Below are 12,948 nucleotides of genomic sequence, written 5' to 3'. Positions count from 1 at the left end.
TCTCTCCCACTGGGAGAGAGCTAGAGAGAGGGTTAATCATATATCCCCTTATCTCCCTCTCCTAAGTCCTCTCCCTAAGGGAGAGGACTTTAATGGGTTAAGCCCCTAACAAGCTTTGACCACAAACACGTACCACGTTACCGTTAATACCTGTCGATGCCGATGAAGCAAAGTAAGCAATGGTTTCCGCAACATCTACAGGTAAACCACCCTGACTCATAGAGTTCATACGGCGACCTGCTTCACGAATGGCAAAAGGAATTGCAGCAGTCATTTGCGTTTCAATAAAGCCTGGTGCAACCGCATTAATCGTGATTCCGTTGTTTAACACAGGGGCGGTAAATTTCACTACGCCAATCACACCTGCTTTGGATGCTGCATAGTTGGTTTGACCTAAGTTGCCTGCAATACCTGAAATAGAAGATACGCAAATAATACGACCATTAGCATTTAAACCATCATTTGCCAATAAGTAATCGTTGACACGCTCAATTGCAGACAAGTTGATGTTAATGACTAAATCCCAAAGCTCTGGTTTCATATTTGCCAAAGTTTTGTCACGTGTAATCCCTGCGTTATGCACAATAATGTCTAAACCGCCTTGTGCAGCGGCAGCTGTTTTAATTTGCTCGCCTGCATCTGCAGCAGTAATGTCAATTGCTAAGGTTGAACCACCAATTTCAGCGGCAACACGGTCTAAATCTGCTTGTTGTTGCGGTACATCTAGGCAAATCACGTGCGCACCATCACGTGCCAATACATGCGCAATAGCTTCACCAATACCACGGCTTGCACCTGTCACCACAGCAGTTTTACCTGCCAATGGTTTTGCCCAATCTACCTCTACAGTTGCAGCATTCGAGACACGAATCACCTGACCTGATACATAAGCTGAACGTGGTGAAATGGCAAAACGTAACGTAGATTCTAAGTTTGCTGCGGCACCTTGATCTACATAAATTAAGTTAGCCGCAATACCTTTTTTAAACTCTTTACCTACCGATTTAATAAAACCTTCCAAAGCACGTTGTGCTATAGCTTTTTTTACACTGCCTGCAGTTTCTGGTGTAGTGCCAACCACAACCACGCGACCCGAAGCCTGAATTTGGCGTGGGATTGGGTTAAAGAACTCATAAAGCGCTTTTAATTGTTCAGAGTTTTCAATACCTGAAGCATCAAACACCACCACTTTAAATTTAGATTCTTTATCGCCTGGATTGAATGCACCTAAATTTAAGCCCACTTTTGCCGCAGCTTGTTGCAATTCTGCATTGTTACCTGCATAACTGTTGGCATGTACATTAGCTAAAACTTGTGCAATTGATGCAGACAAATCACTTGCTGGGGCTGCACCTAAAAGTACTGCACCTTTTACCACTGGTGTTGCAGACTCAAAACGATCTAAAAAAGTTGGGGATGGTAAACCCAAATTTTTAATGACAAATTTACCAATAGGAGATTTTGCAAATGTTTGATATTGATCAGTCATGATTATTATCTCTCATAAATTCATTTTTGATGGATTACACGATATCTTATCTTTTAACATCAATTTTGATGCCAAATACCCACATTTCAATAGCGTTACCCGTTTGTGTTAAATCATACTTGAGTTAATTATGAGATGTCTTGACCTGAATGCATTCCGCAATGTCATTGTAGTCAATACAGCTGTCATACTATTGTGCTAATGTACACATCAAGTAGACCTTTAACATGCTTGGAAAAGCCTTATGAGCAAAACAACTCAAGAAAATCCAGCAGTGGAAAATTCTGCAAAGGATTCTGTGTCAAATACATCAACTGGTACTAAACGTACAAGCAAAAGTACTAACACTGCAACCCGTTCCAACACGAGTACGACAAAAACTACACGTACCCGCACGACTAGCCGTGCTAAAACAACTGCTTCAACGCAAACAAAAGCACCATCTAATACTAATACCTCTGTTCAACAGGATAAAATTATGAGCCAAAACACTGTTCGCCGCGTTGCTATTATCGGTGGTAACCGTATTCCTTTCGCACGTTCAAATGGTGCTTACTTTAGTGCATCTAATACAGATATGTTTACAGCAGCATTAAATGGTTTGGTTGAACGCTTCAATTTACAAGGTCAACGTTTAGGTGAAGTGGTTGCTGGTGCAGTACTCAAACACAGCCGCGACTTCAATATGACCCGTGAGTGCGTACTGAATACTGCCCTTGCTCCTGAAACACCTGCTTACGATATACAACAAGCATGTGGTACTGGCTTGCAGGCTGCTTTTTTAGTTGCGAATAAAATTGCACTGGGTCAAATCGAAGTTGGTGTTGCAGGCGGTGTAGATACAACTTCTGACGCACCAATTGCTTTTGGTGATGGTTTGCGTAAAGCATTGCTCGAATTGAATATTGCAAAGACAGGTAAAGACCGCTTAAAAGCATTAACCAAAATCAATATTAAAGATTTAATGGATGCGCCACGTAACGGTGAACCACGCACAGGTTTATCAATGGGCGACCACCAAGCCATTACTACGTTGGAATGGGGCATCTCTCGTGAAGCACAAGACGAGTTAGCAGCTTCATCTCACCAAAAAATGGCGGCTGCCTATGACGAAGGTTTCTTTGATGATCTCATCACGCCATTCTTAGGTTTAGAACGTGACAATAATTTACGTGCAGATTCTACTGTAGAAAAACTAGCGAAGTTAAAACCTGCTTTTGGTAAAGGCGACGCGCGCACTATGACGGCGGGTAACTCGACTCCACTAACCGATGGTGCATCTTGCGTATTACTTGCCTCTGAAGAATGGGCAAAAGCCAATGGTCACGAAGTCTTGGCATATTTGACTTTCCAAGAAACTGCAGCAGTTGATTTTGTGGGTAAAAAGGAAGGTTTGTTGATGGCACCTGCATACGCTGTTCCACGTATGCTTGAACGTGCAGGTTTAACATTACAAGACTTCGACTATTACGAAATTCACGAAGCGTTTGCTTCACAAGTCTTGTCGACCTTAAAAGCATGGGAAGATCCTAAGTTCTGTAAAGAGCGTTTAGGTTTAGATGCACCTTTAGGATCGATTGATCGTAGTAAATTAAACGTTAAAGGTTCATCTTTAGCAGCTGGTCACCCATTTGCAGCAACTGGTGGACGTATTCTTGCCACTGCTGCGAAACTTCTGAATCAAAAAGGTTCAGGTCGCGTATTGGTATCAATCTGTGCGGCAGGCGGTCTAGGCGTAACAGCTATTATTGAAAAATAATTCTACCTAAATATTTTAGATCGGAATAAAAGCCACTTAATTTATTTAAGTGGCTTTTTTATACCTCATACTTTATAGCAATAAACATTTAATTCATTTCTATCGTTTTATTTACCTGAATGTTGTGGGGCATACCCCAGTTTTGCTTCAACATGGTCATAACAATATTGAAAAATAAAGGTATATAGCAAAATACTGAGCGTCATCAGCAAATCAATCAAAATTGCCTGCATCAAGGATTTTTCTAAGGCATACGCCACCATCGGAATAGTGGCGAGCATTAAGCCACCTTCAAAACCAATTGCATGTAAAATACGTATTTTAAAAGTTCTGTGTAATTGGTGCTTTGCTTCAAACTTTTCAAAATAATGATTAAACAACATATTCCAAAGCACCGATGTCACTGCCATTGCAATACCTAGACCACCTGTCACTTGCATTGGCATTTCAAACATATAACTTAATACCAAGGCAATAATGACCAATAAAATCACTTCATAACTCAGAGCATGTACCCATCTTCTTTTGGAAATCAACATCTGCTAACTCAAATACTTATTCTTCACCGCTTATTTTATTTTCATTTAATTGACTGTTCGAGTTAGAATCTATCAATAATATTGAAAAGTAAAACGAATGCTCAGCCATGAATATCAATCAAGATCAGCTGATTATTTTTATCACCGTCATGGAGACGGGGTCTTTTTCTGCAGCTGCACGTCAATTGGGTAAAGTGCCTTCGTCAATTAGTATGTCCATCGCCAATTTAGAAATTGATTTAGAACTAAAACTGTTTGAACGAGTTGGACGTGAACCTCTGCCTACTCCACAAGCACAGAGTCTTTACGAAAAAAGTAAACAACTGCTCATAGAAATGAAGCAGTGGAAACAGCATGCTTTCGCGCTCAGCTCTGGCCTAGAATCACACTTAAATATAGTGGTGGTATCTGAATTACTACACACTCGCTGGACAGATTATATTGTGTTACTAGAACAGCAATTTCCTGAATTGCAGATCAATATTTTCTCTGCGCCACAAGAAGATGCACTGCATTTACTCATGACTCAAGCAGCGGACTTGGCCTTTATGTTTGAACGTGAACAATTACAAAGCAGTGAACAATTTGTTGAGTTAAAGCGCGAAGTTTTAGTACCTGTTGCGGCCAAACACACCGCATTGGCTGCTCTATCTCAGGTGAGTTTTGAGCAAATTGCACAGAGTCGGCAAATTGTGGTGGCCAGCCGTGATCAACAGATTAAACCTGAATTATTGTTCTCTAAACAGTATTGGCGTACCGACAATCATCACTCTGCCTGCAGCATGATTAAACAGGGTTTAGGCTGGGGTGTCCTGCCCTTAGAAATGCTAAATGAATATCCCGAATTGCAAACCGAATTGAAGATTTTGCAATTGCTCGACTTCACACCGAAATTTGAATATTTTGTCGATTTAGTCTGGAGTCGGGAAAGCCAATTGGGTGCTGCTGCTCATTTTTTGATTAATCACGTCCGAAATCTGAGAAAAACTGGCAAATAATCTATAAACTCGGCCCCTTTTGACTTGGGTTAAAAGCTGTTTGTGATATAACTGAATGTATAAGCATTAACCTAAGAACTAGATCTCGCATGACCCAGACAGCCTTACACCAATTAAAAAACTTAACCACAATTGTTGCAGACAGTAGCGACTTAGCTGCGATTGAAAAGTTTCGTCCTTTGGATGCGACCACCAACCCATCTTTAATTACTGCTGCAGCCAATCAACCTGAAAATAAAGCGTTGATTGAAGCTGCATTTGAGCAAGCTAAAGCTGAAGGTTATACAAATGATCTATTGATTGAGCGCAGCATTGATATTTTAACGGTCAAATTTGGTGTAGAAATTCTAAAGCTCATCAAAGGACGCGTTTCAACTGAAGTAGATGCTTCTTTGTCTTATGACACTGAGGCAACCATTACCAAAGCTAAAGAACTTTTAGCACTGTACCAGGCTTATGGTGTTCATTCAGACCGCATTTTGATTAAGATTGCTTCGACATGGGAAGGCATTCAAGCGGCTAAAGTATTGGAAGCTGAAGGTATTCACACCAATTTAACCTTGTTGTTTGGTTTGCATCAGGCACATGCTTGTGCAGATGCCAAAGTGACGTTAATTTCACCATTTGTGGGTCGTATTTTAGATTGGTATAAAAAAGCTGAAAATGTCATGTACTACCCTATTGAGAAAGATCCAGGTGTACTTTCGGTGAAGAAGATTTATCAATTCTATAAACAGCACCAAGTACAAACTGAAATTATGGGCGCGAGTTTCCGCAGTATTGATCAAGTTTTGGCTTTAGCTGGTTGTGATTTGCTGACCGTTGCACCAAATTTATTGGCAGAACTAGAAGCTGATGAACGAGAAGTCGCTGCAGCATTATCAAGCAATGCCATTCAAGTTCAGGATAAACCATTGGCAGCAATTGAAAAAGAACAATTCAAAGCGCAACTAGAATCAGATTTGATGGCGTTCCAATTGTTGCAAGGTGGTATTGACGGCTTTATTAAAGCACGTGAGCAACTTGCTACCCTATTACGCCAATCTTTCGGCTTAGATGCGCAGATAAAAGTCTAAACATTTGCCTAGCTTTGTAAAAGTCCAAAATTTGTACTAAGCCACAAAACCGATGTTGTTATACTGCAACATCGGTTTTTAATGGGGTGAATTTGCGTGTTTGGTATTAGTGACCTCAGCACTTTTATAATTGGTACCACCTTAATTGTGCTCTTACCTGGCCCAAACTCACTCTATGTCATGTCAGTGGCCTCACGCTTTGGAATACGCACAGGTTATGCAGCTGCATTCGGTGTATTTACGGGTGATCTGATTTTAATTGTATGCACCATTTTAGGGGCAGCCTCATTACTGCATGCTTTTCCATGGCTATTCACCTTATTCAAAGTGGTTGGTGCGCTTTATTTAGGCTATTTAGGTATTAAACTACTGATTGCAGCCTATAAAACATGGTTTCCAAGAGCCAGAACTTCACACGGTAATACAATCGCTACGAGCAATAAAACTGAACGGGTTCATCCATACCGAACCGCTTTAATGATTAGCGTCATTAACCCCAAAGCAATTTTGTTTTATTTGTCTTTTTTTGTGCAATTCGTCAATCCTGATTATCCATACCCGATGCTGAGCTTTGCTATTTTAGCCATCGTCTTACAAATCATTAGCATGGGTTATTTGTCTGTGTTGATTTTTTCAGGAGTCAAATTGGCCAGTTATTTCAATCAGCGTTATAAAATAGCAGCCATTTGCGTTGCAAGCATTGGTATTTTGTTCTGCGGTTTTGGCTTTAAACTGGCAAGCTCAACGCTATAAAAAGTATAAAAACACTTTTGACTATTTGTTCAAATGTGTATGATCTGTTCATCAATTATAGAAAATATGTCTAAGAAAGCATGCAAAAACTTTTAAATGACTTCTCTGTGCCGACAGTATTTGCAGGCTTTATTACCTTCTTGGTCGGTATTAGTGTTTCTGCAGTTTTAGTGATTCAGGCTGCACAGATTTTAGGTGCAAATGCTGAACAAATCAGCTCTTGGTTTTGGGCGCTGGGTTTAGGTATTGGTCTAAGCGGGCTGATTTTATCTTGGAAATTTAAATATCCTGTGGCGACGTCATGGTCTACCGCAGGCTTGGCACTGATTATCGCCACGGGCAGCGGTTATAGCTTGCACGAAGCAATTGGCGCGTTTTTATTTTGTGGTGTACTCACAGCAGTGCTTGGTTTTTTGGGTATTTTTGAAAAGGTGTTGACTTATATTCCACAAAGTTTAACCAGCGCCATGTTGGCAGGCGTGCTACTTAAATTTGGAATTGCCCTATTTACCAGTCTGCAAGAAGCATGGGCATTTATCTTGTCTTTATTGGCAGCCTATGTATTGGCAAAACGATTTAGCCCACGTTATAGCATTGTTTTAACTGTATTGATTGGGGTCGCATTATGCCCAATCTTCTTACAATTTCAAATGCCGAGTGTGCAATGGAGTATTGCGCAACCTATTTGGATGCAACCTGAATTGAGTTGGTCTTCCATTTTAGGTTTAGCTCTGCCTTTGTTTGTCATTAATATGGCATCGCAATATTTACCCGGTCTTGCCATGATCAAAAGCTATGGCTTTAACCCGAATGTACGTCACTTAATTGGTTGGACAGGCACAGCACAAGCTATTTTCGCGCCATTTGGATGTTTTAGTGTCAATATCGCATCTATCAGTGCTGCTATTAGTTTAGATGATCAATCGCATCCCGATGCCAGTAAACGCTATATTGCGGGAATTAGCTGCGGTTTATTTTATATTTTGATGGGGATATTTGCAGCAACACTCACCAGTTTGCTAATGTCATTCCCTGCTGTTTTTATTACGGCTTTGGCAGGAATTGCACTGCTCGGTACAATTGGACACAACATCGCCCTCGCCTTTCAGCACGTCGCAGAACGTGAAGCCGCTTTATTGACCTTTTTATTTAGTGCTTCTGGGGTGCAGTTTTTAGGTATTGGCTCTGCATTTTGGGGACTGATTTTTGGTTGTCTGGTTTTGGCTGTTTTCAAGTTTAAACAAAGCTAAAGCTAAATAACTTAAGTAGTTAAAAACACTTTTCCCGAAGCATCGTATTGATTTACTGTATACACGATAAATTACTCAGCTGCTGTGCTTCTGATAAATTCCACCGTTTTCGCAAAAGTTTGCTGGCTTTCTTTTTGGTGCATAAAAAATTGATATTCGTGAATCAACCATGCTTTTGTATCTGGATAAAATGCTGTCGTCACAGGAATTTGCTGTTGCTGTAATGCATGCAGCATCGGCATAGATTGAGTTTCTGTTAAAAAGTCTTTGTTACCACCACTGATAAATACCGCAGGATATTTTGCCGTTAAATGTTGAATAGGCGAAATATTCTTCAGAAATTCACTGTCCTGTTTCCGATCTCCCGTGTAAGCCTGCACCAAATTATAAACACCCCACTCTACGATATTCATTTCATCTGGCGCAGTTTCAACAAACGCTTTTAGATCATAAATCCCGCAGTGCAAAATCAGTCCTTTTAGTTGTTTGCGCTGAATAGTCGGCTGTAAATTAGACTGCTGTGCAAACGTTGGATTACTCAATAATGCAGCATAATGGCTCGCTAAATTCGCCCCTGCTGAATCGCCTGCTAAATATAATTGTTGTGGATTAAGCTGATACTTTTCTGCATGTTGCGTGATGTAATTTAAAGCCTGATCAATTTGTTGCAACTGAGTAGGATAAGTTGCATGCGGGGCAAATTGATATTGTACTGCAATCACATTAAAGCCCTGTGCAGCCAACAATTTAAAATAGCCACGCGCATGTGCTTTAGAACCTGCAATCCAGCCACCACCATGAATCCAGACAATTGTCGGGCGTGCGGCTAAATCTTGCAATTGACTGTCTTGATACAAGTCAAAACTCAAATTGGGCTGCGTTGCATACACAATATCATGCTGCACTTGTATGTTTTTAGGTGCATACCAATCCATGATTATTTGCTGCAAGCCTGTGGTGAGATTAAATGCACTCGCAATGATTCGACTGTTCTGCTGCGTGGTTTGGCAAGCACTTAACAACATAAAACACAGCAACATCCAAAATAATTTCAAACCACAATTCCTTCAAGATTCATACACCCAATTCAAACCCAAGTTATTCAAAACATTTGGGTCTGTTTATTTATGAAATATAGCAACTTATTTTATCGTATAGCTTTGCCGTTGAGTTGTGCAATTTTATCATCTTCAGCCTATCATTTTTTCAGCAAATTGGGCGGGTAATTAAATGAATTATCAATCTTTTTTTAGATTTTAAATTGAACCTGTATAGACTATATGCTATCAATAAAGTGTAAGGCGCATAATCATAATTTCTGGAGTTACCCGCATGTCGTACCAAAATATTCTAGTCCCTGTAGATGGTTCACAAATTTCTTTTTCAGCGGTCAAACATGCAGCTGAAATTGCCAAAGTATTTAACAGCAAACTCACCCTAATTAGCCTTGTTGCGGAAGACCCATTTACCGATTCAGACTTTTACTATAATTATTCATCTGCCATTATGAAAGAATACTTTGTGCAAGCAACAGCCAATGCACAAAAGGCTTTAAAAGAAGCAGATGAAATTGCGCAAGCGGTAGGTGTAAATGCAGAAACTCACGTGGTTGAAGGTTTGGTTTCTGCTGAAGGTGTAATCAAAACTGCGAAAGAATTAAATGCCGATGTGATTGTGATGGGTTCACATGGTCGTAAAGGTTTCCAAAAATTATTGTTGGGTAGCTTTGCCACAGACGTATTGCGCCGTACAGAATTACCAGTGCTTATAGTTAAAGCTTAATCACAAATTTAAACCATATTTTTATCATAAATTTTAAATAAGGATTTGCCATGACAACTTATAAACACTTACTTGTTCCAGTAGATGAGTCGCCTATGTCTTATGCTGCAGCCGAACAAGCACTTTCATTGGCAAAAGATCTAAATTGCCCTGTTACCATTATGAGTGTAATTGCAGTTGATCCTTTTGTAGGTGTGGACTTCTACAAAGTTGCCCCTGCAATTACCGATTATTTCATGCAGGCTGAACAAAATGCACAAAATCGTTTGGCTGAAATTCAGCAATCTTTTAGCCGTGAAGGTATTTCGGTAGATACCAAAATTATCCGTGGTGTTGCAGCTTCAGAAGGGATTGTACAAATTGCCAATGAAATTGGTGCAGACCTCATTATTATGGGTTCACATGGTCGTACTGGAGTGAAAAAGATGATGCTCGGTAGCGTTGCTCAAAACGTATTGACTCAATCTCCTGTTCCTGTTTTGGTTGTTAAGGTTTAATTCAGTACTAACTGTGCTTTGCCCCAGTAAAAAACAAAATAAAAAAAATCCCGTTCGCCAGTGAACGGGATTTTTCTGGATAAACTTTTAAATTTTACTAAACTGCATATTCATACAGTTGGCTGAATTGAATATTCATTTCAGAGTAAAACTTAATTGACACGATGTGGTAAACGGAACATTTCATGCGTATCAGTATAAAAACTGCGACCATCTAAATTCAGTTCAATTTCCTGACCACATTCCAATAACACATGTTTTCCGACTTCGACCCATTTAAAACCATCACGAGTATTTTGCTTTTTCTTTGATGCCACCAAAGACACCAAAATTTCACGACCATTCACTGCTTTCGCAAGCATTGTTTGCATTTTTTTCAATATTTACACCAATTCATTTATAACTTACAAATTAAGCTCAATTTAAATTTTGAGCATAGTTTTTTAATACAACAACATGCATCACACTTAATTTGCAGTACATAGAAAATAAATGCAGCACAGCATGATGATGAATAACTACGAGAGAATAGAGATATTTTTATTGTACAGGTTACATTATAACATAGATTTAAAATCTTTGCAGCACCAGCTAGAAATTTGTAAAGATAATCTTAATAAAAGTAGAATTTCTTAATCAACTCATAATGCTTTGTGTCAGATTATCTCCCAAATATAAGTAATGGTATTTAATCGCACAACCCCACTTCGGTGGGTTTTCTTATTAGGCTAAATAAATCACGAGAGCAACTACAATCTGTTTGACGCTTATCTTCTGATTTTTTTATCTACAAAATTCTAAAAATAAAAAGAGTATGGTTTTTTTACCCGTACTCTTTGTGAGCGACCACGCTATCTATTAGCGCATGGTCACAAATTCTTCTGCAGCAGTTGGATGAATGGCAACAGTATTATCAAAGTCTTGCTTAGTCGCGCCCATTTTGACTGCGACTGCGAAACCTTGCAAAATTTCATCCATGCCATAGCCAATACCATGCACGCCCACGACTTTCTGTTGATCACCAACGCAGACCAATTTCATTTTAGACACTTGACGATGCTGAGTTACAGCGGTGTACATTGAGGTAAAAGAGGATTGATAGACTTTAACCCGATTTTGCCCAAACTGTTCAATAGCTTGTGCTTCACTTAAACCCACCGTACCAATAGGCGGATGACTAAAGACCACTGTGGCAACATTTTGATAATCTAAATATTCATTTGGTTTGTGATTGAATAAGCGTTCCGACAATTTGCGTCCTGCGGCAACAGCAACTGGTGTCAGCTCAATTTTTCCAATAATATCGCCCACCGCATAAATACCCGTTTGGCTGGTATTTTGGAATTGATCTACAACAATATATCCCTTTTCATCAATCTGTACATTCGCAGCAGCCAAGTTCAATGCTTGTGTATTTGGTTTACGTCCAACCGCCCAAATTAAGCAATCGATCTCGTGCTGTGAACCATCTTCAAGGTGTAATAACAAAGACTGATCTGCTTGGCGCGTAACTTTCTTTGGAATGGCTTGAGTATGCACTTGGATATGTTCATCTCGCATACATTCAAGTAATGTTTCACCTAAAAATTGATCTAAACTACGCAGCGGGAATTGCTTACGAATAAACAATCCGACTTGTGAGCCTAACGCATTTAAAACTCCAGCCAGCTCTACAGCAATATAACCAGAACCAACAATTGCCGTGCGTTTTGGTAATTGTTGCAATTCAAAAAAACCGTTTGAATCAATACCTAGTTCCGCCCCTTCAATCTCTGGAAGTGTTGGCTCGGTGCCTGTCGCTATTAAAATGTGATCTGCAGTGTATTGCTGCTGATTTACTTGAACTGTTTTTTCATCTACAAAATGAGCAAAACCCTGAATCACATCAACTTTGTTTTTAGCTAAACCAGATTGATACGATGAGTGGATACGCTGAATATAAGCTTGACGATTTTGAATTAAGGTATTCCAATCATGTAGTTTTAATTCAGTGTTAAAACCATAATCTGGACCATATTTTTGAATGGCATCAGCGATTTGTGCTGAATACCACATCACTTTTTTAGGCACACACCCCACATTGACACAGGTCCCACCTAAATTTGCAGCTTCAAATAATGCACATTTTTTTCCATATTGCGCCGCTCGATTGACCGATGCAATACCACCACTTCCCGCCCCAATTACCAAATAGTCATAATGTTTAACCATTTCATGCCTCAAATTTCGTGATTTTTGATAAACATCTGCATAAATTAAGCGCAGAAAAAAAGTGATTTTCATCAAAACTAACACATAAAACTGCATTTCCCAAGTCAGCCGAGCTGACTAACTCCACAAAATCGAGACACTGTCATTCAACTCATTTCACTGGTTATAAAAATGACTATACTCTTAAATATTATGCTTGTAAGCGTTAAAACAAAACTTTAATTTTTTAATCTTTGGGTCAATGTAAAGCTGCTTTTTTACGTACTGATCTGTAGCTAAATCACTTTCGGCTGTTCCCCACCTCAACCGATACATCAATCAAGCCCCAAGCATGTTGTATGAACTCGCACCCATCAATACTAAAGCACAAATTCTTGCTTCAAGATTTAGAGAACTATTCTGCAAATGAAGGCAATCATATTATTTGTGAAGAATATGGAGCAGATTTACAAACTTGGATAAACGCCGATTGGACTAAAAAATTGTAAACTCTAAAATCGACATTTAATGAAAAATTACTTGCTCAGTTAAACAAAATTAATACCTACTCTAGGAAGGATTATCAACTTCGCTGTGACTAAGCTAGATTATTTT

At 39.4% G+C, this 12,948-nt stretch carries 12 protein-coding genes; 7 read left to right on the top strand and 5 right to left on the bottom strand.

The annotated features are described in order from the left end of the window. Nucleotides 1–97 precede the first annotated feature (97 nt). On the bottom strand, nt 98–1,489 hold the full coding sequence (locus L6C30_RS06600) for a 3-oxoacyl-ACP reductase (protein WP_236162727.1): 1,392 nt from the start codon (nt 1,487–1,489) through the stop codon (nt 98–100). Nucleotides 1,490–1,733: 244 nt separating this feature from the next. Between L6C30_RS06600 and L6C30_RS06595 the strand changes: the two genes are divergently transcribed. After that, entirely contained in the window at nt 1,734–3,248 is a 1,515-nt protein-coding gene (locus L6C30_RS06595) for an acetyl-CoA C-acetyltransferase (RefSeq protein ID WP_236162728.1), read from the top strand. A gap of 107 nt (nt 3,249–3,355) precedes the next feature. On the opposite strand, the gene aceI is transcribed toward L6C30_RS06595, so the two are convergent. Further along, nucleotides 3,356–3,787, bottom strand: a complete 432-nt coding sequence (aceI, locus tag L6C30_RS06590; RefSeq protein ID WP_236162729.1) for a chlorhexidine efflux PACE transporter AceI — start codon at nt 3,785–3,787, stop codon at nt 3,356–3,358. 107 nt (nt 3,788–3,894) lie between these two features. Between aceI and L6C30_RS06585 the strand changes: the two genes are divergently transcribed. From L6C30_RS06585 to L6C30_RS06570, 4 genes are all read left to right on the top strand, one after another. Continuing rightward, the gene (locus tag L6C30_RS06585) at nt 3,895–4,785 is read left to right on the top strand and encodes a LysR family transcriptional regulator (protein ID WP_236162730.1); all 891 of its coding nucleotides are present in this window, start codon (nt 3,895–3,897) and stop codon (nt 4,783–4,785) included. A gap of 89 nt (nt 4,786–4,874) precedes the next feature. Continuing rightward, a complete protein-coding gene (gene tal, locus L6C30_RS06580; protein ID WP_236162731.1) occupies nt 4,875–5,861 on the top strand; it encodes a transaldolase in 987 nt (328 codons plus the stop codon). Nucleotides 5,862–5,957: 96 nt separating this feature from the next. Next, nucleotides 5,958–6,614: a leucine efflux protein LeuE gene (leuE, locus tag L6C30_RS06575; protein ID WP_236162732.1), complete on the top strand. Its 657-nt coding sequence runs from the start codon at nt 5,958–5,960 to the stop codon at nt 6,612–6,614. A gap of 80 nt (nt 6,615–6,694) precedes the next feature. Further along, the gene (locus L6C30_RS06570) at nt 6,695–7,864 is read left to right on the top strand and encodes a benzoate/H(+) symporter BenE family transporter (protein WP_236162733.1); all 1,170 of its coding nucleotides are present in this window, start codon (nt 6,695–6,697) and stop codon (nt 7,862–7,864) included. 71 nt (nt 7,865–7,935) lie between these two features. Here the strand turns inward: L6C30_RS06570 and L6C30_RS06565 are convergent, their stop codons facing one another. Continuing rightward, nucleotides 7,936–8,889, bottom strand: a complete 954-nt coding sequence (locus L6C30_RS06565) for an alpha/beta hydrolase (protein WP_236162741.1) — start codon at nt 8,887–8,889, stop codon at nt 7,936–7,938. Nucleotides 8,890–9,196: 307 nt separating this feature from the next. Here L6C30_RS06565 and L6C30_RS06560 point away from each other — a divergent pair, with 307 nt between their 5' ends. Together L6C30_RS06560 and L6C30_RS06555 are read left to right on the top strand one after the other, a co-directional pair. Continuing rightward, a complete protein-coding gene (locus L6C30_RS06560; RefSeq protein ID WP_236162734.1) occupies nt 9,197–9,646 on the top strand; it encodes a universal stress protein in 450 nt (149 codons plus the stop codon). A gap of 50 nt (nt 9,647–9,696) precedes the next feature. Next, on the top strand, nt 9,697–10,143 hold the full coding sequence (locus L6C30_RS06555) for a universal stress protein (RefSeq protein WP_019837227.1): 447 nt from the start codon (nt 9,697–9,699) through the stop codon (nt 10,141–10,143). Nucleotides 10,144–10,295: 152 nt separating this feature from the next. Here L6C30_RS06555 and L6C30_RS06550 read toward each other — a convergent pair whose 3' ends face one another. Both L6C30_RS06550 and gorA read right to left on the bottom strand, forming a co-directional pair. Further along, a complete protein-coding gene (locus tag L6C30_RS06550; RefSeq protein ID WP_236162735.1) occupies nt 10,296–10,514 on the bottom strand; it encodes a hypothetical protein in 219 nt (72 codons plus the stop codon). Nucleotides 10,515–11,001: 487 nt separating this feature from the next. Continuing rightward, entirely contained in the window at nt 11,002–12,354 is a 1,353-nt protein-coding gene (gene gorA / locus L6C30_RS06545; RefSeq protein ID WP_236162736.1) for a glutathione-disulfide reductase, read from the bottom strand. Nucleotides 12,355–12,948: the final 594 nt, after the last annotated feature.

Source organism: Acinetobacter sp. KAM396 (assembly GCF_021602765.1).
GTDB classification, from domain to species: domain Bacteria; phylum Pseudomonadota; class Gammaproteobacteria; order Pseudomonadales; family Moraxellaceae; genus Acinetobacter; species Acinetobacter towneri_A.
This window is presented reverse-complemented; position numbering and strand designations above follow the sequence as displayed.